Annotated in this window: 20 protein-coding genes; 9 read left to right on the top strand and 11 right to left on the bottom strand. The window is 63.9% G+C overall.

All coding sequences use genetic code 11. From position 1 onward, the window contains the following. Window positions 1-207: 207 nt before the first annotated feature. Window positions 208-765 carry an N-acetyltransferase gene (locus FJ953_RS11230; RefSeq protein WP_224618057.1) on the top strand — a complete coding sequence of 186 codons (558 nt, stop codon included), beginning with the start codon at window positions 208-210 and terminating at the stop codon, window positions 763-765. An 83-nt stretch (window positions 766-848) separates the two neighbouring features. Here FJ953_RS11230 and FJ953_RS11225 read toward each other — a convergent pair whose 3' ends face one another. The 5 genes from FJ953_RS11225 to FJ953_RS11205 form a co-directional block, all read right to left on the bottom strand. Beyond that, complete coding sequence (locus FJ953_RS11225) at window positions 849-1,133, bottom strand: SCP2 sterol-binding domain-containing protein (RefSeq protein WP_140522358.1); 285 nt, start codon at window positions 1,131-1,133, stop codon at window positions 849-851. A 233-nt stretch (window positions 1,134-1,366) separates the two neighbouring features. Continuing rightward, a complete protein-coding gene (locus tag FJ953_RS11220; RefSeq protein WP_140496251.1) occupies window positions 1,367-1,888 on the bottom strand; it encodes a hypothetical protein in 522 nt (173 codons plus the stop codon). 30 nt (window positions 1,889-1,918) lie between these two features. Beyond that, window positions 1,919-2,344, bottom strand: a complete 426-nt coding sequence (locus tag FJ953_RS11215) for a hypothetical protein (protein WP_140496250.1) — start codon at window positions 2,342-2,344, stop codon at window positions 1,919-1,921. Between the two features lie 13 nt (window positions 2,345-2,357). Then, the gene (locus FJ953_RS11210; protein WP_181175014.1) at window positions 2,358-2,957 is read right to left on the bottom strand and encodes a rod-binding protein; all 600 of its coding nucleotides are present in this window, start codon (window positions 2,955-2,957) and stop codon (window positions 2,358-2,360) included. A gap of 173 nt (window positions 2,958-3,130) precedes the next feature. Then, the gene (locus tag FJ953_RS11205) at window positions 3,131-5,104 is read right to left on the bottom strand and encodes a BTAD domain-containing putative transcriptional regulator (protein WP_140624300.1); all 1,974 of its coding nucleotides are present in this window, start codon (window positions 5,102-5,104) and stop codon (window positions 3,131-3,133) included. A gap of 151 nt (window positions 5,105-5,255) precedes the next feature. Here FJ953_RS11205 and FJ953_RS11200 point away from each other — a divergent pair, with 151 nt between their 5' ends. The 3 genes from FJ953_RS11200 (at window position 5,256) to FJ953_RS11190 (ending at window position 7,935) form a co-directional block, all read left to right on the top strand. After that, complete coding sequence (locus tag FJ953_RS11200) at window positions 5,256-6,254, top strand: DMT family transporter (RefSeq protein ID WP_140624298.1); 999 nt, start codon at window positions 5,256-5,258, stop codon at window positions 6,252-6,254. Between the two features lie 111 nt (window positions 6,255-6,365). Continuing rightward, the gene (locus FJ953_RS11195; RefSeq protein ID WP_224617993.1) at window positions 6,366-7,007 is read left to right on the top strand and encodes a hypothetical protein; all 642 of its coding nucleotides are present in this window, start codon (window positions 6,366-6,368) and stop codon (window positions 7,005-7,007) included. A gap of 34 nt (window positions 7,008-7,041) precedes the next feature. After that, window positions 7,042-7,935 (top strand): DUF1194 domain-containing protein, encoded by an 894-nt coding sequence (locus FJ953_RS11190; protein WP_318012596.1) that lies wholly within the window; start codon window positions 7,042-7,044, stop codon window positions 7,933-7,935. Window positions 7,936-8,277: 342 nt separating this feature from the next. On the opposite strand, the gene FJ953_RS11185 is transcribed toward FJ953_RS11190, so the two are convergent. Further along, window positions 8,278-9,072, bottom strand: a complete 795-nt coding sequence (locus FJ953_RS11185; protein ID WP_140496246.1) for an SDR family oxidoreductase — start codon at window positions 9,070-9,072, stop codon at window positions 8,278-8,280. 472 nt (window positions 9,073-9,544) lie between these two features. Beyond that, the gene (locus FJ953_RS11180; RefSeq protein ID WP_140624294.1) at window positions 9,545-10,123 is read right to left on the bottom strand and encodes a TetR/AcrR family transcriptional regulator; all 579 of its coding nucleotides are present in this window, start codon (window positions 10,121-10,123) and stop codon (window positions 9,545-9,547) included. Between the two features lie 79 nt (window positions 10,124-10,202). Here FJ953_RS11180 and FJ953_RS11175 point away from each other — a divergent pair, with 79 nt between their 5' ends. Together FJ953_RS11175 and FJ953_RS11170 are read left to right on the top strand one after the other, a co-directional pair. Next, complete coding sequence (locus tag FJ953_RS11175) at window positions 10,203-10,565, top strand: hypothetical protein (protein WP_140560320.1); 363 nt, start codon at window positions 10,203-10,205, stop codon at window positions 10,563-10,565. A gap of 81 nt (window positions 10,566-10,646) precedes the next feature. Beyond that, window positions 10,647-11,105, top strand: coding sequence for a nuclear transport factor 2 family protein (locus FJ953_RS11170; protein WP_140560321.1), 459 nt, complete (start codon window positions 10,647-10,649; stop codon window positions 11,103-11,105). A gap of 175 nt (window positions 11,106-11,280) precedes the next feature. Here FJ953_RS11170 and FJ953_RS11165 read toward each other — a convergent pair whose 3' ends face one another. From FJ953_RS11165 to flhA, 3 genes are read right to left on the bottom strand one after another with little or no spacing between them, the layout of a single operon-like run. Then, window positions 11,281-11,664: a hypothetical protein gene (locus FJ953_RS11165; RefSeq protein ID WP_140496242.1), complete on the bottom strand. Its 384-nt coding sequence runs from the start codon at window positions 11,662-11,664 to the stop codon at window positions 11,281-11,283. A 1-nt stretch (window position 11,665) separates the two neighbouring features. After that, entirely contained in the window at window positions 11,666-12,418 is a 753-nt protein-coding gene (fliR, locus tag FJ953_RS11160) for a flagellar biosynthetic protein FliR (protein WP_140624292.1), read from the bottom strand. Next, a complete protein-coding gene (gene flhA, locus FJ953_RS11155) occupies window positions 12,415-14,502 on the bottom strand; it encodes a flagellar biosynthesis protein FlhA (protein WP_140496240.1) in 2,088 nt (695 codons plus the stop codon). Before flhA ends, fliR begins: the two co-directional genes overlap by 4 nt. Before the next feature lie 114 nt (window positions 14,503-14,616). On the opposite strand from flhA, the gene FJ953_RS11150 reads away from it, so the two are divergent. The 3 genes from FJ953_RS11150 (at window position 14,617) to FJ953_RS11140 (ending at window position 17,498) form a co-directional block, all read left to right on the top strand. Then, window positions 14,617-14,916 (top strand): putative quinol monooxygenase, encoded by a 300-nt coding sequence (locus FJ953_RS11150; RefSeq protein WP_140556597.1) that lies wholly within the window; start codon window positions 14,617-14,619, stop codon window positions 14,914-14,916. A 131-nt stretch (window positions 14,917-15,047) separates the two neighbouring features. Continuing rightward, a complete protein-coding gene (locus tag FJ953_RS11145) occupies window positions 15,048-16,844 on the top strand; it encodes a chloride channel protein (RefSeq protein ID WP_140513652.1) in 1,797 nt (598 codons plus the stop codon). A 96-nt stretch (window positions 16,845-16,940) separates the two neighbouring features. Next, a complete protein-coding gene (locus tag FJ953_RS11140) occupies window positions 16,941-17,498 on the top strand; it encodes a DUF4336 domain-containing protein (RefSeq protein ID WP_348641811.1) in 558 nt (185 codons plus the stop codon). 235 nt (window positions 17,499-17,733) lie between these two features. On the opposite strand, the gene FJ953_RS11135 is transcribed toward FJ953_RS11140, so the two are convergent. Further along, window positions 17,734-19,377, bottom strand: coding sequence for an MFS transporter (locus FJ953_RS11135; RefSeq protein ID WP_140522340.1), 1,644 nt, complete (start codon window positions 19,375-19,377; stop codon window positions 17,734-17,736). Between the last annotated feature and the right edge of the window lie 56 nt (window positions 19,378-19,433).

Here is a 19,433-nt window from a genome sequence, read left to right as displayed (position 1 = left end):
TGTGGAACAGTCTCCGCTCGTGAAGGGATCGCGGAAATGGACATTGCAAATTTCGTTGTCGAAGGCGCTGCGCGCGACATCTCCCCCTCAGATGGGGAGATGGGCGCGAAGTGGCCGGAGGGGTTTGTCTCAGCCGCCTCGACGTCTCTTGGACCGCGTGGGGCTAGCGCTTCACGCGCGGCGAACCCCTCTGTCGCCTTCGGCGACATCTCCCCCTCGAGGGGGGAGAGTGCCCGTGCTTTCGCCATCGTTGCCGAAACGCCTGATGACATCGCGGCGCGCGAGGCGTTGCTCGATGCCGCCATGGGGCCGAAGCGCAAGACGAAGTCGTCGGAGAAGCTGCGGCGGGGCCGGCGGCCCTCGGAAGGCCTGGCTTTCGTCGCGCGCGACGCATCGGGCGCCGTGATGGGCACGGTGCGGCTCTGGGACGTCACGCTGGGCGAGGGCGGTCCGGCAGCACTGTTGCTTGGGCCCCTGGCGGTCGCTCCTTCGCTCAAGAGTGCCGGCATCGGCTCGGCGCTGATGCGCCATGCGGTCGCCGAAGCCGCGCGTCTCGGCCACGCGGCGATCCTGCTCGTCGGCGACGCGCCCTATTACGGCCGCTTCGGCTTCTCAGCCGCAAAGACCGGTTCGCTGGCCATGCCGGGCCCGTATGAGCGGCATCGGCTGCTCGCGGTGGAACTGGTGGAGGGCGCGCTCGACGGCGTCCATGGCACGCTGAAGGCCGCGGGACGCAAGCTGAAGGCGCAGGCGCTGGCGGCCTGAGGCGCTGAGCCCCAAACGAACGAAAAACGCCGCCCGAAACGGCGGCGTTTTCGTTCCGAGAACAGTCTCGGCGGTCTTCTGTCTCAGCCGATCAACTGGCTGAGCGCCATGGCGACAGACATGTCGCCTTCGACCTTTATCTTGCCGGTCATGAACGCCATGGTCGGGTTGAGATCGCCCGATATCAGCGAGTCCAGATCGTCGAGCGAGAGCTTGATGGTGCAGTCGGCGGGGCCATCGGTGGTCGAGACATCGGCGCCGTCGATGACGATGACGCCGTCGCCGCCGGTGTCGAATTTCACGGAACGATCGAACCCGCTGCTGGCCACGCGCGACCTGATCTTGTCGGCAATCTCCTGAACGCTCACGCTATTCTCCTGTCTGGTTGCATCTGCCTGTTCCGTTGCATCTGCTTATCTGGTTGCATCTGTCGCGGCACGGCATGATCCGCCCGAGGGCCATGCATCTTCGCGGTCACGGTCGCTGCCGCATATAGCTTTGGATTGACGTTTACGTCAACGCGGATTGCAGGGCCTGGTTCCTATCGCCGCAGCCGGGCGAGGAGCCGATCACCGTCCCTGGCCAGTGGTATCCCGATGGCTCAATGCGACTTGAACGCCTTGGTCATCTCGGATGCCGTGGCGCCGGCCTCCTGCCGGCGGCGCAGCCAGTTGTCGCGAATCTCATCCTTGCTCAGGAAATTGACCTGATCGACCAGAACCTCATGCACCAGTGTGGCGCCGACGCGTGTGTTGACGGTATCGCGGATCGCGGCGCGGAAGGCGTCGAGGTCGATCGTCTCCTTCTTGGTGAAGTCGATCTGCGGATTGGAATACAGGTAGGAATAGACCTGGTCGGTGATCAGTGCCTCGGCCGGGATCGACAGTTTCTTGATCTGCTCGGGTTCGACCGTGTAGACCAACTTGGTCAGGAAATAACCGTCGATCCTGGCGTTGCGGATCAGCGGCACCGAGATGACCTCGGTCTTGACGTAGTCCAGCCCGCCCAGCATCGGCTTCGGCTTTTCGCCGACGCCGCGTTCGCCGGCGGCCTGGAACGAATAGAACACCGCGCCGAGCGTGGCGACGCAGATCCAGACCGCGATGGCGATGACCTTGACCATTCAGGCACCCGAGCCGGCGACCACCGCGCGCTAACCGCGCGCCCGGCCGAACTCGCCGGCGGAATAAGTGCCGTCGGTTTCGGCGCGCTGGATGGCGGTGCGCAACAGGCCAGCGACCTCGTTGACGGCGCTCAGATGCGCCAGGATCGCTGCCTCGTTCTTCGCAAGCTTCTGGCGAAGCCGGACAAGGCCTTCGCGGTGCTGTTCGAGGAACTCGGCTTCGCTGCCGCCGCGCATGGCACGGGTCAGTTCATAGAGATAGCGGCTCTTGCGCGCGTTCGATGCCTTGAGGTCGTAGCCGGTGTCGCTGCGCAGCCCGGCCGTTTCTTGCTCGACGACTTCCTCGATGCGGCCGATGATGGCGGCAAGGTTTCCGGGCCGCGCGAGTGCGACCGGGGCTTCCGATGTGGCCGTGCGCGCCGGCAGGTTGGCGGTGAATTCCGAAAAGTCGGCCATGGCGTTTCCCAGTCTAGATCTTGATGTCTGTCTTTGTGGTCGTTTCATCGCCGGTCATGGACCTGGCGGCCTTGCGCTGCAGCTCCTGGACGAGCGAGGTGGACAGACGGCTCTGCCGGTCGATCTCGGTCTTTTCAGGCCCGCCGGAGACCGGGCCGATCGGCACCTTGCGCTTGCCTTCGAGATAATGGTCGGCGAGCAGCGATTTGGCGATGCCGATGCCGCCGCGCTCGGCCATGACGTCGGCGACGCGCTCGGCGAGCTGCGATTTCCACATGTCGCCGGCCAGGCCCTTGCCGTACACGCCCTCGGTGTCCTTGGGCATCATGTTCTGGATGAAGGTCTGGAGCACCATGGCTTCGAATTTCTTGAACTTCTTGGATGAATCGGCCGCCACGGCCTGGTCGGCGGTGGCGCGCGACAGCATCGTCCCGGCCGAAGCGGCCTCGACCGAAAAGCTGCCGGCAACGCCGCCCGCATGCCTGGTCAGTGCGGCGCGCGCGGCCGCGAGATCCGCCGGCTCGGCTGCTCGGACAACATCCATCACGATGTCGCTGGGGGGAGAGATCGCCAAGAAAGTCCGCCTTTTGTCGGGTTTCCTTGGCCAGACCATGCCTCAACAAGCTTGTGGCAGGCTTGCGGGGGAGGAAGGAAGGTCAGGGTTCTCTGCATCCAGCCGCGCAGCCAGATTTCAACAACGCATGTCGGGTAAAAATGTGGCTTCCGGTTTTGGGAGAACGACCTGCAGAAAGCGTCTCGCCCGAATCCGTTCGAACGTGACGCGCTTCAGGACGGGGGAAGACCGGCCCTCGACAGCATTTCAAGGAACCGGGAATGGTGATGATCCTTCACATAGCGCGGCACAAAGCCAGGGCAGACATTGCTCAGATTGAGATGCGGAAGTTGTGACAGGCAATGATGGATGGCCCGCGACGCTTCATCGCGATTGCCGGTTGCGGCCGCGGCCGCGGCCCAATAAAGCGCGCCACGAACGAAGCCCGGCTTTGTCCTGACCACCTTGCGCGCGACCTCGAGCGCCCGCTGATCGTCTCCGCCGGCAAACAGCGCCATAACGAGCCCGTGGTGACGCCAGTAGTCGATGACGTCATGGGTTCCCAGCCGGATCGCCTCGTTCGCCTCGCGCACGGCTTCGCTGACCTGCCCGCGCAGCGCGAAGAGCATCGCAATATCGCCGTGGCCGCTCGGATAATTTGGGTTGAGGCTGATCGCGTGCCGGCATTCGACGATCGCCTCGTCGATACGACCGCAACTTTCGAGAGCGAATGACAAGATGCACCGGGCAATTTCATCGTCCGGCACCGCCCGCACCGCGGCCTCGGCAAGCGCCAGCGTATACTCGATATTGCCCTGCTCGCGGGGCAGCGCGCCAAACGCGATGCCCATGGAAATCATGATCGAGAGCGTCCGCTTCGCACGGGCGTTGTCGGGCCCTGTCGAGAGCGCCTTCGTCGCAAGTTCCATCCCGACCAGCAGCGAGTCGTGGGTCATCTCAAAATATTTCATGAGCGCCTCGTTCACCAACCTGCGCACTTCAGGGGGACCAGGCGGACTCTTGTCGCGGACCTTCCAGTTGGTCAGCTGAAGTTCGAGGATCACCGCCAGAACGACGGACTGGGCGATCCTGTCCTGGAATTCGAGCGCATTCTCGGAGTGGCCGTCGAACTTCTGGGCCCAGACATGATGACCGCCGACGGCATCGACAAGCTGGATGTTCACCCTCAGCCCATTGCCGGATCTCTGGATGCTGCCGCTGAGCACATATTGTGCCCGCAGCGCTCCCGGCGCTTTACCTTCTTGGCGCGGGCCGACCTTATCTGTCGGGGGAACCGCGGAGAGCACGACATAGTCGGCCACCTCGGAAAGAGCTGTCGTGATGTCCTGGACCAGTCCCTTGGAGAAAAAATTGTCGCCTTGTTTTCCGGTCAGATTGGTGAAGTCGGCAACGCCAATGGAAGGGTGTCCGAGGCGATGGCTGGCCGCAACACCACTTGCCGACGGCGCGTGTGACGCCGTGTCGGAAGCAAGCAGCAGGGACTGCCATAGTGCCCGCGTCTCTGGGCCGGCTTCGACGCCGAACTCCTTCTTCAGCATGCTTCTGCAGGCCTCGTATGTCCTGAGCGCCTTGTCGCGTTGACCACAAGCAAGGAGCAATTCCATCTTGAGCCGATAGGATTCTTCCCGCGCCGGATCCATGGCCAGGACGCGATCGGCCAGGACGAGGCCCGCTTCAGCGTCGACGAGGCGAGCCAGTTTCTCGAATGATTCAAGCGCACGACCGAGCAACCTGTCGCGTTCCGACGCGACCCAGTCGTCGAAGCCATTGCTTCCCACATGGAGACCGTCGAGAAACGGGCCAGTGTAGTTCGCCAGAGCCTTTTCGAGTTCCTGCGCGGAGCGGGCCGATAAACCCGTCTCGAACTCCTCCACATCGACCCGAAACGCCTCTGGCCTGAGGTGGATCAACTCTCCGGTGGAATGGATAAGATCGACACCCGAGAGATCGCGGCGCAGGACGCTGAGGGTTTGGCGAAGACTGTTGCGCGAATGTTCGCCATCGCTGTCGCCCCATAGCAGGTCAGCCAGTTTCTCCCGCGTTGCTGCCATGCCCGGACATCGGGCCAGATAAGCAACGATTGCCGGGCCGCGTTTCCCGACCAGTCGAAGCGGGCCAGTTGTTTCAATACGGAAGCCGCCGAAGAGTGAGATTCTATTTGCAGCGCCGCCGTCGTCACTTTGCATCTGCTGCCTCAGCCTGACGAAATTCTAACGCAAATCTAACGTTCCGCAATCGTCCGTCACCGCGCGTCAAGCGCCCCCGTGACGGCAGGTCATTTAGACTTCGCTAAATTAGGCGGCCAAGTCAACGCAATGCTTGGTTCAAGGGGGGCGCGTGTCCAGAACAAGAGCCAATTTGCTGCTGCTCTTTGCAGCCGCATTGTGGGGCTTCGGCAACGTCTCGCAAAAGACGGTACTGGTCCATCTCGACGCCATGAGCGCGGTAAGTCTGCGTTGCCTGATCGGCGGGCTGCTGGTGCTGCCCTTTGTCTTGACCGAAAGGCGAGTGGCGATCGGGGCGGGCTATTTTCCGAGCCTGGCCAGGGTGGGCGCGCTGTTCGCCATCTCCATCACGCTTCAGCAGCTTTGCTATGTCGGAGCCTCGGTCACCAATGCAAGCTTTCTGGTGAGCACGGCAACCGTAATGACACCTCTGGCCGCCTGGTTGCTCGTCGGCGAGCGTCCGACAGCGGGCCTCACGATCGCTGCCGGGCTGACCCTGGTCGGAGCCCTGCTTTTGTCGGATGGGATCGGCGGCCTCGGCAGCGGCGATCTCACCGCCATCCTGTCGGCTGCCTGCTATGCGCTCTGGGCGGTCGAGCTCGGCCGGCACATGCAGGCCCATGCGCGGCCGTTCACCGCCGCCGCCGCACAATTCCTCGGCGCCGCAGTCTTCGCCCTGCCGCTTGGGGCAATGCAAGGCAACCTGTCGCTGGCCGCCGCATTCGCAGCCGGTCCGGAATTGGCGATACTCGGCGTCTTCTCCACCGCGATAGCCTTCGGCATACAGACGGTTGCCCTGCGCTTCACGCCGGCCAGCCACGCCGCCGTGATCGTCAGTGCCGAAAGCGTTTTCGGGGCGCTGGGCGCGGCGATCTTTCTGGGCGAGCGGAGTTCGTGGCCGGGCGCCTTGGGAGCAGCGATCATTCTCGGTGCGATCCTTTCCGTCGCACGATCGAACCGAGCGCCGCAGGCACGTGCGTCCTTGCGGACCGCTTCGAACCAACGCTTCGACATTGCCCCTGCCTTTGCAACAGCGCCGGCAAGCGGGGCAGGCGAACGCCGCGTCAACAGTTCAGGTCCGGTGGAGGAATGCGATGACCACTGCCGCTGATGCGAACGTCGCCGTATCGAGCGCGGCCGGACAGGCCGCGGGGGCGCTGCGATGAACGCGTGGACAGTCCTTCTTCCGCTCGCACATTTGAGATCGGCCCTTGGTGCCCGCATGAAGGGACCCGGCGGCTATTACAACAGTGGCAACGCGCTTGGCCTCATCGTAGGTCTTGCAACCCAAATTGCGGCCGCGCCAGTCGGCCAGCATGAGGAAAGCGCTGTCATCGCGGCGGTGATGGACTATTTCGCGGGCAGCCATGGCACTGTTGCGCTCACCTTGGCTACCCTCGTCTTTTTCTGGGGCGGCGAAGCCTACCACCGGGCTTGGGCAAAGCCGGATGTTCCCGATCCCACCCTCAATCGTCTGGGCGACTTCCTCTCGGGATTAGGCGCAATCGGGCTCGGCATCGCGCTCTTGCTGCTCGGCGACCCGTTGCTTGCGGCGACCTCCGGCCTGCTGCATGCGCTCGGCAAGTTCGGCAGCACCTTTCACAGGCCGGGCAGGCCGGTTCCGGTGTGGCCGACCGCCTGGCCCGATCCGTTCCGCAGTGCGGTGCTCGCCAGCAGGTTGCCGGCAGTGGTGGCGACAACCGTCGCCCTCGGCCAGGCTTTGCCGGTGGTCTGGTCGGGCGAGTCCTTCGCGGTACTTATCATGCCGCTGACGTTACTCGGCTGTTATCTTTTGTGGACCAAGGCCGATCTGCTGCTGTTCGGCGTCGGGTCCAAGGTCCCTCGTCAAATTTCCACATGTTGAAAATGGGCGGCTTTGACAACGATCGGTTGTCGCGATGGAGAATGGCATGTTTATAGATATGTATCAGGACGCCGGTCCCTCTTCTGGAGCGGTCTCCTTTCGCGGGCGGGTGCAGCCGATAGGCGGGGCCAATCTTTTTTCGCCCACAAAGCCATCGGGAAGGGGGCTGGCAAGGCGAGCCAATTCACTCCTGAGACTGGCGGGGATACTTGCAGCTTCTGCGTTCTGGAATCTCCCGGCGCATGCAGCGAATGTCGACGTTGCCATCGTGTTCGCGGTCGACTTCTCGTCATCGATTGATCCAAAGATCGCCGATCTGCAACGCGAGGGACATGCCGCGGCACTCACGTCGCCCGAGATCATCGCCGCCATCGGCCGGAATTACGTCGGCTGCATCGGCGTGGCCTACTTTGAATGGTCGAGCCCCGGACACGCACGCACCATACTGCCGTGGACAAGCATCTGCGGACTGGAAGACGCAAGAGCGGCGGCGGCGGAGATCAGCAGGAAAGGGGATACCGGCGTCATCCGCCGGGGGCGAGCCGGAACATCGGTTTCCTCGGCTATCGACATTGGCAGTCTTCTGCTGGACCAGTTTCCTGGAAATGCCGCCAAGAAGGTCATCGATATCTCCTCCAATGGTGAGAACAACGACGGACTTCCTGTTCAGCCGAGCAGGCTGAACGCCATTGCCAAGGGATATACGATCAACGCGATCGCCATTCCCACCGAAGGCGACGATCCCGGCAATTTGCTGGCATCCTATTTTGCCAAATCGGTCATTGGCGGTTCCCAGGCCTTCGTCATGACGCCGAAAGGGCCAAACGATTACAGCACGGCGCTTCGCCGCAAGCTGGTTACGGAAGTAAGCATGAACAACGAAGGGCAATTCCCGCAACCGGCGGACGAGCGCTCTTCCCAACCGTAATTCCGGACAGTGGCGCATTGCTGCACGGACGCGTAAGGGCCGAGAGCAGACGGCGGCTCCTGGCATTAGCAAACACAGCTTCCAGGCTGCTCGGCTCGACGCGCCGAGCCGTCAACTGACCTGAATACGGCGGTCACCTGTCCGTTGCTCTCCCGACAGGTATGTTTCTTGGCGATCCACGGCCCCTCGTCGATCTTGACCTCGGCCCGGTCGATCGGCGGCGCACCCCAGGCGGCTCGACGATCCGACAATCGCTGCCGACAGGAGTCACCCGAGCCGGCGCCGATTTGAGGCCGGCTCAGCCGCGGCGACCCTCATGCCACCGCGGCGGTGGGACGCGGCTCATCCGATCGAGCGGAGCACACCACCGTCGACGCGCAACGCGGCGCCGGTGGTCGCCGAGGCCTGCTCGGAGCAGGTGTAGACGACCATGTTCGCGACTTCCTCGGTTGTCGCGAACCGGTTGATGAGCGTGGTCGGACGCAGCGATTTCAGGAAATTATGCTCGGCGTCCGTTTGCGTGATGCCCTGCTCTTTCGCGGTGGCCTTCATCCAGCCGCCGAGAATCTCGGAGTCGGTCGGCCCCGGCAGGACAGCGTTGACCGTGACGCCGGTGCCACCGACAAGTTCGGCCAGCCCGCGCGACACGGCCAGCAACGCGGTCTTGGTCATGCCGTAGTCGATCATCTCCTTGGGGATAGCGAGCGCGGACTCGCTGCTGATGAAGACGACCCGTCCCCACCCGCGCTCGACCATACCCGGCATATAGTGGCGCGCGGCGCGCACGCCGCTCATCACGTTGAGCTGGAAGAGGTCGAGCCATGCGGCGTCGTCCTGCTCGAAGAAGCCATTGGGACGTGCAGTGCCAACATTGTTGACGAGGATGTCGGCATCCGGCGCCTGCGCCGCGAGCGCCGCCGAGCCCTCGGCTGTCGCGAGATCGGCGGCAATGCCGGTGAGGTCGGCGTCAGGCAGCAGCGCGCGCAGTTCCCGGAGCGTCGCGGCGACCCGCTCTTCCGTACGTCCATTGACGACGACGGCGGAGCCTGCGCGCGCGAGCCCTTCGGCGATCGCGCGGCCGATGCCGGCGGTCGATCCGGTGACGATGGCCTTGCGGCCCTTGAGTTCGATGTTCATGCCCTTGATCTCCGATTATAGGTGGCCGGACGACCGGACGGATGGCCCGGAAGTCAGCTGATGCCGCTCAGCTAGATAAGCCGCGCGAGCGCACGCAGGCGTTCCGAATGCTAGTGCCGAAGGACGCCGAGCCCGGGCTCTTGCCACGGACACCGCCATTTCCTGGCGGCCGGATATACGGGCCAATGCCTGGCCAACAGCCCCAAATTTCGTGATGGAATAGCTCATCGCGCTTCTCCGTCGCGTGCGGACGCATCGCCGCTGCCTCACGCCAAGAGGTAGGCATGCCCAAGCGCGCCATGCAGTCGGAAGATACGCATTACGGTGGTGCGAAATTGCACCGGAAGCTTCACGTGACCACGCGAGCTTCTCGATGATCGACTGGGACGATTATCCGTTACTTCTTCGCAGTCGCGCGCGACGGTTCGGTCCGAGCGGCGAGCAATGGATCAGGCGCCGCTGCCCGCATCATTCAGATGGCGACTGTCTCGCGAACCTGATTGGCCGCCGCATCCAGAAAAGCCTGCGCGAGGTCGGGGTCGTTGACCACCCGCGAGAGCATGACCGCGCCGACCATTGTCGAGAGAACGGCCATTGCCTTGTCGCCGGCCTTTTCGCTGTCGTCCTCGCCAACCCAACTGCCGAGCATCTCGAGGTACTCCTTGATGCCGGCCTCGAATGAGGCCTTCACCTCGGCGCCTTGCCTGGCCGCATCCGAGCCGAGCGCGACGACCGGGCAGCCGTCCATCTTTTCCGCGCGATGATCCATACTGAGGTAGAATGAGATCACCCCGTCGAGCGGTTTCCCAGGGTTTGCCGCGGTCGCGGCCGACCACTTGTCGGCGGCGCTTTCCATCGCGCGCCTGGATGCCTGCGCCGCCAGGTCGTCCTTTGACTCGAACTGCTTGTAAAAGGCGCCCTGGGTCAGCCCGGCGCCCTTCATCAGATCCTTGAGGCCAATGCCGTCAAAACCTCGCTCCCGAAAAAGGCGGCTTGCCACATTGATCACGGTTTCGCGGTTTTCCGCGGCCTGAGTGCGACTTACGCGCATCGCCATCTCCTTTTTAGATTGCATTCGTAATCTATACATTATATAGAGGTCGAACGCAATCCAAAAAAGGAGATATGAGATGATCCGCAAAACCCTGAGTGCGTCCGTTCTGGCCGCGATGTTTCTTGCGAAACCGGCTTTTGCCGAGGAAGCGACCATCGGACGCCCGATCGAAGCTGCCAGCCTGCACGAGGGACAGCTCGACATGGTGGTCTACTACGTCCCGGTCAACGGCGACCTGCTGGAGGTCACCGCCACCTTCGCGCCGAAGATCGGAGGTGATCCGCTGCGCTTCGTCATGGGCCTTGCTGACGGCGACTCCGTGGCCTTTTCCATGCCGGGCCATCAGGATTCGCTTTATGCGTTCTCAAGGTCGGGCGAGGAGGTCACGATCTCGACCGAGACCGACACATACCTGCGAGCCGACGCGACAATGCGCTGACGCGCAGACCCTGCATGGTGTCGGCTGCGTCCGAACAGCTTGCCTTCGATCGCGCTACCGAATGAGTTGGAGGAGAGTGATATGCTATATAGTTATTTTGTCGAGAAATCGATCCGAAAGAGCTTCGATGACGTCAACAATCATCGCTGGGATGCGGCGGTGAAAGCACTCGCGCCGCATGTCCATCATCGGGTTGGCGGCGCCCACGCGCTTGGTGGAGAGCGCCACGACAAGGAAGCCCTGCGCCGCTGGTTTGAACGCCTCGGCCGTGTTCTGCCCACCCTCCGTCTCACGGTCAATCACATCTGGGTGGAGGGCTGGCCATGGCATACCACTGTGTTTGCCCAGTGGGATGGCACCGCGACCCTGCTCAACGGCGACACGTCGTACATCAACCGAGGTCTCCACGTGTTTACCCTGCGGTGGGGCAGGGTCCATGCGCTGGAGGAATTTTACGATTCACAGGCAGCGGCTCGCGGTCTTGCCCTCCAAGCGGCAGCGGGCCTCGAGGAAGCTGCCGCCGAACAGATAACAAGCTAGCTGAAAAGTCGCCTTTTTACGATCCTCCGCAATGCGGAGGCTCGGCACATTCTTCGACAGGCTGTACGGGCGGCTTCTGGGTAGACGCGAAATTGCATCCATAGCCCGTACGAGGCGCAAAGCGGTCAGTCAGGATTCCGCTGCGAAGGCTTGCTTTGCGTCCAGACCTCCTCCTCTACTCCTGTCCCCGCTTCTGCGCGATCAGATCGAGGCGTTCGCGGTCGGAGCGTTCGCGTTCGTCGCGGTTGCGCACGTCCTTGTAGGCGCGCTCGACCATGTTGGTGCGCGCGGTTGCCGACGCGACGAGGCCGGCCTCCTTCCTGGCGCTTTCGAGGTTCGCCTCCTGGCGCACGACGGCCTGGGCGATGCGGCGGTGGTAGAGATCGGGGAAAAGGCCGGAGAGGGAATTGTCCTTGTCGAAATGCTCGACCAGTTCCTTGGCCTCGGCTTCGGCGGCATTTGCGGCGGCGAGGAGGGTGGCGTGGCGCGTCTCGTGCAGCGCCTTCAACTGTTCCTGAACCTTGACCAGCTTCTTCAGGCGGTCCTTGCGCGTGCTCATGTCACCTCGCCAGCGTCAGGTCGACAAAGCCGTCGACGAACAGCGACAGCATGGAGCCGACGGCAAAATAGAAGATGAGCATGCCGCCGGCGATGACGAAGGGCTGAGAGATGAAATAGATCGGGATCTGCGGCGTCAGCTTGTTGACGAAGCCGATCGTCAGGTTGACGAGAATGGCATAGGCGACGAAAGGGCTGCCGAGGCGGATGACCAGGAAGAAGGTGTCCGACACCGTGTCGGCGACATCGACCAGTGCCGCCTGCGGGTTGAAGAAGACGTTGACCGGCGCGACCGTATAGGACGTCACCAGCGCGCGTATGATCTCATGGTCGAAGTCGAAGACGAACAGCAGCAGCAGTGCCGAGAACGAGATCATGGCGGCGAGCGCCGCCTGCGGTTCGGGCTCCTCGATCGCTGGCCCGCCCGAGCCGCCATAGCCGATCAGCATGGCGATGGCCGACCCCATGAAGCGCAGGGCTTCCATGTAGAGCCTGGTCATGGCGCCGATCAGACCGCCGACCAGGAGTTCGGAAACGATCATCGGCACCAGGATCTGCGGACGCGGATCGACGAAGGGAAAGATCTTGTCCCACAGGAAGGCGAGCAGGCCGGCGGTGGCGGCGACTGCAACGAACAGCCTGACCTGCACTGGGATGCGGGCGCTGGACAGGCCGGGCATCAGCATGAAGCAGGCGCCGATGCGGCAGAAGGCGAGGAACGCCGCGATGACGACCGCTTGCGAGAGAACGCTCACGATATGGTCCCGAGCACCCTGATCTCGACGCCCTTGGCGATTTCGACATGCGAGAGCACCGGCAGCGTGGTGAACAGCCGCTCGATGATCATGCGCACATAGGGGCGCGCGTCGGGCGCGGTGACGAGGACGAAACGCTCGCCGGCTTCGAGGAATTTCTTGATCGCCTTGGTGGCGTCCTGGCCGAATTCTTCCAGCTGGCGCGGATCGATATCGAACTCGCGCACCTCGCCCTTGGCGTCGCGCTTGAGGCTCTGGTGGAAGGCGAGGTCCCAGCGGTTGCCGAGACGCAACACCTTGAGCACGCCGCCCTCCGAAAGATCGCCGCAGATCTGCTGCGCCATGCGGATGCGGACATGCTCGACGATCTGCTCGGTGCGGCGCACATGCGGCGCGATCTCGGCGATGGCCTCGATGATCAGGTGCAGGTTGCGGATCGAGACACGCTCGGCCAGCAGCAGCTTCAACACTGCCTGCAGGCCGGGATAGGAGATGTGCGTGGTGCAGATCTCGTCGGCGAGCTTGCGGTATTCCTGATCCTGGCGCTCGAGCAGCGCCTTCATGTCCTTGTAGGACAGAAGCTGCGGCAGGTTGTTGCGGATGACCTCGGAGAGATGGGTGAGCAGCACCGACATGTTGTCGGCAAAGGTGTAGTTCTCGCGCTTCAGATCCTCGGCGAATGTTTCCATGACGGAATAGGCACGCATGCCGAAGGCCGGCTCGCGGATCTCCTCGCCCGGAATTTCGGGAACGTCGCGGTTGCCGAGCAGCACCATGATCTCCCCGACGCGCATCGAATATTCGGCGACCACCGTTCCGTGCACTTTGATCTGATAGCTTTTCGGCGGGATGGCGAAATCGTCGGCGACGCGCACTTCGGGCACGACGAAGCCATATTGCTGGGCGAACTTCTTGCGCATCTTGGCCATGCGGAAGACCAGCTCCTGATGCGAGACCAGCAGCCGGGTCGAAAGCTGCTTGCCGATCAGAAGCTCGATCTCGGCGGTGGCGAGCGAGGCCTTGACCGAGTTCTTCTCTTCCTCGGCCTTGGTCGCCTTCTCCTGGTTCTTCAGCGCCTCGGCCTCGGCCATGGCCCGGTTGTGGCGCATCGGAATGACATAGCCGAGGCCGGCCATGCCGCCGGCGAGCGCGAAGAAGGGGAAGAAGGGCAGGCCGGGCATCAGGCCGAGCAGCACCAGCAGCGCCGCCGCCACATAGAGCGCTCGCGGATGCGCGCCGAGCTGGCCGAACACGGCCTGGTTCGTCGAACCGCGTGTACCGCCCTTGGAAACCAGCAGGCCGGCGGCGAGCGAGACGATGAGCGCCGGGATCTGGGTGACCAGACCGTCGCCGACCGACAGCTTGATGAACACGTCGGCGGCCTCGCCCATGCCCATGCCGTGCCTGATATAGCCGATGGCGATGCCGCCGACGATGTTGATGGCGGTGATGATGAGGCCGGCGATGGCGTCGCCGCGGACGAATTTCGAGGCGCCGTCCATCGAGCCGAAGAAGGAGGATTCCTCTTCCAGCTCGCGGCGGCGCAACTGCGCTGTCTTGTCGTCGATCATGCCGGCGGAGAGGTCGGCGTCGATCGACATCTGCTTGCCGGGGATGGCGTCGAGGGTGAAACGGGCGCCGACCTCGGCGATACGGGTGGCGCCCTTGGTGATGACGATGAAGTTCACCACGATCAGGATCATGAAGACGATCAGGCCGATGACGAAATCGCTGGCCATGACCAGTTTGGAGAAGCCGGCGATGACGTAGCCGGCTGCATGCGTGCCTTCATTGCCGTGCGACAGGATCATGCGCGTGGTGGCGATGTTGAGCGACAGCCGCAGCATGGTAGCGATGAGCAGCACGGTCGGAAACGAGGAGAAGTCGAGCGGCCGCTGGATCCACAGTGCCACCATCAGGATCAGCACCGAAAGGGCGATCGAGAAGGCAAGGCCGACGTCGATGAGAAAGGCCGGGATCGGCAGGAACAGCACGGCCAGGATGATGACGATGCCCAGCGCGAAGAAGACGTCGCGACCGTTCTTGGCCACGGCGCCGGGCTGGATGCTTTCGCTTATCGCCATTCTAGTCCTCGAAAACCGTGGGGCTGCCGAGCATGCGACAGCCCGGCGAGGGTAGCTGGCCAAGCTTGCGCGAGGGTGGGAGAGTGGCCTGCCCAACCATCGAAAGGAAATCTCATGCTGCTGGTCATCGGCACGGTTCGTCTGCCACCCGACAAGCTCGAACAGGCAAGGCCAGCGATGGAACGCATGGTTGTCGCCAGCCGTGCCGAGCCCGGTTGCCTCGCATACTCCTATGCGCAGGATGTCCTCGATGCCGGGTTGATCCGGGTCACGGAAGTCTGGAGTGACAGGGCGGCGCTCGACGCACATTTCGCCGCGCCACACCTTGTGGACTGGCGCGCAAGCTGGCCGGCGCTCGGCATCGGCGAGCGCAATCTCGTGCTCTACGAGGCCGGCGACCCGAAGCCGACCTGACCATCGGCGGCCGGACGGGCTCCCTCCCAAAGGGCGCGCGGGCGCCGTCATTGTGGTTGCCATGCGGTGCCGCTCGGCGTATCAGCACGGCAGTGTTTTCAATGCCTTGCTGATGTCGGCGAGCCGCTCCGGTGCTTACCAAAAACCAATCGCCCAGGAATCAACCGCAAGTCTACGCTCGCCGGCTGCGCGCGGTGCTCATCAATTCGATCCCGCTGCTCGAAGCGCGAGGCATAGCGGTTGTCGTCCTTGCCGGCATCGTCGGCGTGATGGCGGGCATACTGGTCACCGCGATGAGCCAGATCGTGCAGGACCTGCACGGGCTGTTGTTCGGCGTGCAGGCCGGCGGCCGGCTTTCGGGCATGTTCTCCCTCGCCCACCCCATGCAGGCCCTGATCCCGGCGATCGGCGGCATCCTGCTCGGGCTGACGGTGATCTGGCTGAGAAAGCGGAGATTCCGCACGCCTGTCGACCCGATCGAGGCCAACGCGCTCTATGGCGGTCGCATGTCGCTGACCGATACGTTCATCATCGCCGGCCAGACCATGCTCTCCAGCGGTTTCGGCGCCTCCGTCGGGCTGGAGGCCGGCTACACGCAGGTCGGTTCCGGCCTGGCTTCGCGGCTGGCGCGGCTGTTCAAGCTGCGCCGCAACGATGTCCGCATCCTGGTCGGCTGCGGCGCCGCCGGCGCCATCGCGGCGGCTTTCGACGCGCCGCTGACCGGCGCTTTCTATGGTTTCGAACTGGTCATCGGCATCTATTCGGTCGCCAATGTGGTGCCTGTCATGACCGCGGCGATCTCCGCCTCGCTCACCGCCGAGATGTTCGGCGGCGTGCCGTTCCCGCTGGAGCTTGCGGGCCTGCCGGCACTCACGGCCAGCCAGTACGTGCCCTTCCTGCTGCTTGGGCTGCTTGGCGGGGCCGCCTCGATCGCCATCATGCATCTGGTGACGCTGGTCGAACGCGCCTTTGCCAAGCTGTCGGTCGATGCCTCGCTGCGTCCCGTCATCGGCGGCGTCATCGTCGGCCTGCTCGGGCTGGTCACGCCGCAGGTGCTGTCGAGCGGCCACGGCGCGCTGCATCGCGAATTCGCCATGAACTATGGGCTGAGCGTGGTGGCCAGCGTCTTCGTGCTGAAGCTGGCGGCTTCCGCGATCTCGCTGGGTTCGGGGTTTCGCGGCGGACTGTTCTTCGCTTCGCTGTTTCTTGGCGCCCTGCTCGGCAAGGCATTCGCCGATGTGATGGCTTTCATCTCACCGTCGACCGGCATCGATTCCGCCGTCGCTGCCGTCGTCGGCATGACATCGCTGGCGGTCGGCGTCGTCGGCGGGCCGCTGACGATGACGTTCCTGGCGCTGGAATCGACCCGCGACCTGACGCTAACCGGCGTCGTCCTGGCGGCCTCGATCATGGCGGCGATCCTGGTGCGCGAGACCTTCGGCTACTCCTTCTCGACGTGGCGCTTTCATCTGCGCGGCGAGACGATCCGCAGTGCCCATGACGTCGGCTGGATGCGCAGCCTGACCGTCGGCTCGATGATGCGCAAGGACATCAAGACCATCAATGCCGACACGACGCTTGCGGCCTTCCGCAAGCAGGTGCCGCTGGGTTCGGCCCAGCGCGTCATTGCCGTCGACGCCGGCGATCAGTATGTCGGCGTGCTGATCGTTGCCGAACTGCATAGCGACCTGTCCGACGGCGAGACGGCGGTGCGCGATCTGGCGCAATACAAGGATGCCGTCCTGGTGCCGAGCATGAACGTGCAGTCGGCCGCCGAGACCTTCCAGCGGGCCGGCGCCGAGGAGCTGGCCGTGGTCGAGGATTTCACCGACCACATCGTGCTCGGACTGCTGACCGAGGGTCATCTGATGCGGCGCTATGCCGAGGAGCTAGAAAAAGCGCGCCGGGACCTGTCGGGCGAAGGGTAGGTCGGGCGAAGGTAGGCTGCCGAGCCGGCCCGGCTGAGCTCGTGCAAGGCGAAGCTGCCGTGGCCAAGCTTGTTCTCCGCCCTACTTCAGCAAATCATGGCCGACCGCGCACCATATCCGCCGCTCAACACGTTAAAGCTGGTTTCGAAGGACATCTGGATCGTGGATGGCCCGGTCATCCGCTTCGGCATGCCTTGGCCGAAAATGCGGTTTCCGACGCGGATGACCGTCATCCGCGTCAACGACGGCGATTTGTTCGTCCATTCACCCACCTTGCTGACAGAGAGCCTCGAGGCCGAGATCGCTGGATTGGGCAAGGTCCGCTACATCATCGGGCCGAACCGGATCCACTATTGGTGGATTCCGATGTGGCGCAGGGCCTTTGCGGATGCGGGTATCTGGCTGGCACCGGGCATTCGCGAGCAGGCGGGCGACAGGATCGATTTCGAGGCGAACGAGCTTGGTGCCGAGAGGGGCTACCCGTGGGACGATGACCTCAAGTCGCTGCCGGTGGAAGGCAGCTTCATGACAGAGATGGTGTTCTTCCATTCCGTCAGCCGAACATTGATCCTGACAGACCTGATCGAGAACTTCGAACCGCGGAAGCTTGGCTGGCCGTGGCGCTGGGCTTGCCAGGGCGGCTGGTGTCGTTGATCCGGATGGCAAGACGCCGCGCGATTTGCGATTGACCTTCCCCAGGGGGCAACTCAAGGCGGCAGTCGAAAAGATGCTAGAATGGAATCCGGAACGCGTGATCATGGCGCACGGCCGTTGGTACGAACGCGATGGCGTCGCCGAACTGAAGCGCGCGTTCCGCTGGCTGGGTCCGCTCTAACGCTTTGTGTTGATGCAAGCCCGGACGAAAACGTCTTCGCGCTATCCTGCACTCCTAATGCTCGATCGGGCCCTTTGCCATGACCAGCGCCGTGCCCGCGGTTGTCGGGCGCTCGATCACGCGGCGCACCCGCGGCGGCTCGTCGCCGCTGTGCAGCGCCCGCAGGCGCTCGCCGACCATGGCGTCGGCTTGGGTGATGCGGCCGTTGTGCCTGACATATTCGAGCCAGGTCGGCGTGTGGTAGTGCTCGATCCAGATCGCCGGATTTTCGAGATCGCGCGCCAGCGTCCAGTTGCGGGCACCGTCGCGGCGGCGGATGCGGCCGCGCTCGGCCATGGTGGCCAGGAACTCCGGCACGTCCTCGTCGCGGATGATGTATTCGATCATGATGGCGATGGGGCCGCTGCGTGGCTTCAGGTCGAGCGCGAGATGCGGCTCCTTGAAGCGGTTGAGCGGATCGAGGTTCAGCACCTGCTGCTGCGGCAGCGGCAGCACGAGGCCGATGGCGCCGCCAGCCAGCATGGCGATGGCCGCCGCGATCAGCGCTGTCCCGGCGCCATGCGCGTCGGCGACGATGCCCCAGATCCAGCTGCCGAGCGCGATGCCGCCGAAGGTCGCGGTCTGATAGACCGACAGCACCCGGCCGACGACCCAGCGCGGCGTCGCCATCTGCACGGTGACGTTGAAATGCGAAAGCGCGATCACCCAGCACGCGCCGCCGACCAGCAGGCCGAGCGATGTCTGCCAGGCGTTGTGGCTGACGGCGGCATTGAAGGCGCAGACGGCGAAGCCGGCGAAGGCCGAGCGCACCATGGTCTCGCTGGACAAAAGCTGGCGCAGCCGCACGCTGATCAGCGCGCCGCCGACCGCGCCGATGCCGAAGGCGCCCAGCATGATGCCATAGGTCAAGGCATCGCCCTTGACGACGTCGCGCGCCACCAGCGGCAGGAGCGCCAGCACCGCGCCGGCGCTGAAGCCGAAGGCGGAGCCCCTGACCAGCACCTTGCCGATGTTGGGCGACATGGCGACATAGCGCAGGCCTGCGCCCATGGCCGCGCCAAGCGATTCGCGCGGCAGCGTCGATGGCTGAACCTGCGGCTTCCAGCGCGCCAGCACGACGATGAGACCGATATAGCTCACCGCGTTGGCCGCGAAGGCGGCCGCCGCCCCGGCTGCGGCGACGATGATGCCGCCGATCGCCGGACCGACGCTGCGGGTCAGGTTGAAGCCCATCGAGTTCAACGCGACGGCGGCCGGCACCTTGTTGCGGGGCACGATGTCGCCGACGGAGGCTTGCCAGGACGGGCTGTTCAGGGCCGTGCCGCTGTCGATCAGGAAGGTGAAGGCAAGCAGCGTCCACGGCGTCATCAAGCCGGAATAGGTGAACAGGGTCAGAAGCACCGAGACGACCAGCATGAAGGTCTGGGCGACCAGCATAACCTTGCGCCGGTCGAAGCTGTCGGCGATGGCGCCGGCGACGAGCGCGAACAGCATGATCGGCAAGGTGGTCGAGGCCTGCACCAGCGCGACCTGATAGGGCGAGGTGGCGATCGTGGTCATCATCCAGGCGGCGCCGACGCCCTGGATGAGGCCGCCGAAATTCGACACGAGGCTGGCCGACCACACGGCGCGGAAGATGCCGTGCCGGAACGGCGCCAGCGCCGAAACGCTCTCGCTCTCCGGCTTTTCGTCAATCATAGGAAAGGCCCTGTCATGGCTTGCCGATCGTTGCGGTGATCCGTTTCCGCGGATGG

Origin of the sequence: Mesorhizobium sp. B2-3-6 (assembly GCF_006442305.1) — a bacterium.
Taxonomy (GTDB): domain Bacteria; phylum Pseudomonadota; class Alphaproteobacteria; order Rhizobiales; family Rhizobiaceae; genus Mesorhizobium.
The sequence above is the reverse complement of the archived record's forward strand: the minus strand, read 5'-3'. Positions and strand labels throughout refer to the sequence as shown.

Coding starts and splice junctions, on each gene's coding strand:
- FJ953_RS11220 (WP_140496251.1), bottom strand. CDS start 1,888: ATGGTCAAGGTCATCGCCATCGCGGTCTGGATCTGCGTCGCCACGCTC.
- FJ953_RS11215 (WP_140496250.1), bottom strand. CDS start 2,344: ATGGCCGACTTTTCGGAATTCACCGCCAACCTGCCGGCGCGCACGGCC.
- FJ953_RS11210 (WP_181175014.1), bottom strand. CDS start 2,957: ATGGTCTGGCCAAGGAAACCCGACAAAAGGCGGACTTTCTTGGCGATC.
- FJ953_RS11205 (WP_140624300.1), bottom strand. CDS start 5,104: ATGCAAAGTGACGACGGCGGCGCTGCAAATAGAATCTCACTCTTCGGC.
- FJ953_RS11195 (WP_224617993.1), top strand. CDS start 6,366: ATGAAGGGACCCGGCGGCTATTACAACAGTGGCAACGCGCTTGGCCTC.
- FJ953_RS11190 (WP_318012596.1), top strand. CDS start 7,042: ATGGAGAATGGCATGTTTATAGATATGTATCAGGACGCCGGTCCCTCT.
- FJ953_RS11185 (WP_140496246.1), bottom strand. CDS start 9,072: ATGAACATCGAACTCAAGGGCCGCAAGGCCATCGTCACCGGATCGACC.
- FJ953_RS11180 (WP_140624294.1), bottom strand. CDS start 10,123: ATGCGCGTAAGTCGCACTCAGGCCGCGGAAAACCGCGAAACCGTGATC.
- FJ953_RS11175 (WP_140560320.1), top strand. CDS start 10,203: ATGATCCGCAAAACCCTGAGTGCGTCCGTTCTGGCCGCGATGTTTCTT.
- FJ953_RS11170 (WP_140560321.1), top strand. CDS start 10,647: ATGCTATATAGTTATTTTGTCGAGAAATCGATCCGAAAGAGCTTCGAT.
- FJ953_RS11165 (WP_140496242.1), bottom strand. CDS start 11,664: ATGAGCACGCGCAAGGACCGCCTGAAGAAGCTGGTCAAGGTTCAGGAA.
- flhA (WP_140496240.1), bottom strand. CDS start 14,502: ATGGCGATAAGCGAAAGCATCCAGCCCGGCGCCGTGGCCAAGAACGGT.
- FJ953_RS11150 (WP_140556597.1), top strand. CDS start 14,617: ATGCTGCTGGTCATCGGCACGGTTCGTCTGCCACCCGACAAGCTCGAA.
- FJ953_RS11140 (WP_348641811.1), top strand. CDS start 16,941: ATGGCCGACCGCGCACCATATCCGCCGCTCAACACGTTAAAGCTGGTT.
- FJ953_RS11135 (WP_140522340.1), bottom strand. CDS start 19,377: ATGATTGACGAAAAGCCGGAGAGCGAGAGCGTTTCGGCGCTGGCGCCG.